The sequence below is a fragment of the Micromonospora sp. NPDC003776 genome (genome assembly GCF_053605645.1).
Genome location: NZ_JBSGJR010000846.1, coordinates 1 through 2,013 on the forward strand (window position 1 = coordinate 1; position 2,013 = coordinate 2,013).

Sequence of the window (2,013 nt, forward strand, 5' to 3'; positions counted from 1 at the left end):
GTGGACGGCCGTCCTCGTCTGTGCGCCCGATCCCCGCCGCTGCCGACGGGTGCCCCCGCGCCCGGTGCTGGCCGCCCGTCGTCCCGCATCTTTGTCGTCCCCGGCCGGCTGACGATCAACTCGGTTTGCGGCATGACGGCGTCTCCTGATCGCCGCCGGGCCCGGTCTGCGGCGTGCCGAGTGGATCGGGCCGGGCGGCGGGCTGAAAGGTGGTCCGCCGCCCGGCAGCCCAGGTGCCTCCCTCGTGGTCAGCCGTCGCCATCTGCCGCTTCACAGTCGTGGTCTTGCAGCCAACGATCGAAACCTTGCTGAAATGAGTCGCCTTCGCTACGGTGACTCCACTCACACCTGACTCGGGCGTAGCGACCGGGCGCAGGTCGCGTGGTGGATGCCGGCACCAGCCGCGTCCCCGCGGTGACAACACCGCAGATCAGCGAAGGCCATGGATACACCCGTTCCCGAAGGGATGGACAGATGTCCGTACCGCAGTACCGGAAGGCTGCGGCGCTAGCGCTCGCGGCCGGCCTGGGGCTCAGCCTCGCGGCGTGCTCCACCAAGGGCGACGACACGGGGAAGGACGCCGGCGGCAAGGTCACCATCACGGTCGACTGCCAGCCGGTCGGCTCCCAGAAGGAGCTGTTGCAGAACTGGAACGACGACGTCGCCGAGTTCCAGCGGCAGAACCCCGACATCGTGATCAAGAGCGTCAGCGTCGGCGAGCAGTGCAACAACCCGCCGGACTTCACCGCCCGCCTCGCCGGCGGCACCGTCACCGACGTGTTCTACGGGTACATGACCGATCTCCAGCAGGTGCTCGACTCCGGTCAGGCGATGGACATCACGCAGTACGCCACCAAGGACACGATCCCCACCTGGGACAGCGTCGACCCGGCCCTCAAGGAGGTCTTCACCGACAACGGCAAGCTCTACGCCATCCCGGTGAAGAACTACTCGATGGGCCTGGTCTACAACAAGGTGCTGTTCCAGCGGGCCGGGCTGGACGTGAACAACCCGCCCAAAACCTGGGCCGAGGTCCGGGCGGCGGCCAAGAAGATCGCCGCGCTCGGCGACGGCATCGCCGGCTACTCCGAGTACAGCGCGGGCAACACCGGCGGCTGGCACTTCACGTCCCTGCTCTACTCGCAGGGCGGCCAGGTGCTGACCGCCGACGGCAAGAAGGCCGACTTCAACAACGCGATGGGCCGGCAGGTCCTGCAGAACCTCAAGGACATGCGGTACGGCGACAACAGCATGGGCAGCCGCCAACTGCTGCAGTGGGGCGACCTGCTGACCAACGCGGGCGCCGGCAAGGTCGGCATGTTCATCGGCGCGCCGGACGCCACCCAGGCGATCGTCAGCCAGTTCCAGGGCAGGTTCCAGGACTGGGCGATGGGCCCGCTGCCCGGCCAGGACGGCCCGGCGAAGGCGACGCTCGGTGGCGGCGAGGGCTACTTCTTCAAGAAGGGCCTCACCCCCGAGCAGGTCAAGGCCGGCCTGAAGTGGATCGCCTACCAGAAGCTGACCCCGGGCAAGGGCCAGTTCGACTACGCCCGGTCCAAGCCGCAGAACTACCCGGTGGGCCTCCCGCAGCCGCTGCTGTTCGCCAACGGCAGCGACGCGCAGAAGCAGGAACTCGACCTGCGCAAGGCCAACGCGAACGTGGACACCGCCAACTTCGCGGCGTTCGAGGCGAACCCGGTCCCGATCAAGGGCGAGCCCCGCAACGCCCAGGCGATCTACGCGGTGCTGGACGCGGCGATGTCCGGGGTGCTGACGAACCCCAACGCGAACATCGACGCGCTGCTGAAGACCGCCGAGGAGAAGGTCAACAAGCTGCTGGCCGCGGGGAGCTGAGCCGCCGGGTGCGGGGGGGGGCGCGGCCGCGCCCCCCCCCCCCCCCCCCCCCCCCCCCCCCCCCCCCCCCCCCCCCCCGGCGGGCGCCCCCCCCCCCCCCCCCCCGCCACCCCCACCAAACACAAACCCGAACCAAACACGCACCGACAAAACACAACA

Annotated in this window: 1 protein-coding gene; it reads left to right on the forward strand. The window is 69.5% G+C overall.

All coding sequences use genetic code 11. The annotated features are described in order from the left end of the window. The first annotated feature begins 474 nt into the window (after window positions 1-474). Window positions 475-1,854, forward strand: coding sequence for an ABC transporter substrate-binding protein (locus ACWEVO_RS35635; protein ID WP_452311800.1), 1,380 nt, complete (start codon window positions 475-477; stop codon window positions 1,852-1,854). Window positions 1,855-2,013: the final 159 nt, after the last annotated feature.

Coding starts and splice junctions, on each gene's coding strand:
- ACWEVO_RS35635 (WP_452311800.1), top strand. CDS start 475: ATGTCCGTACCGCAGTACCGGAAGGCTGCGGCGCTAGCGCTCGCGGCC.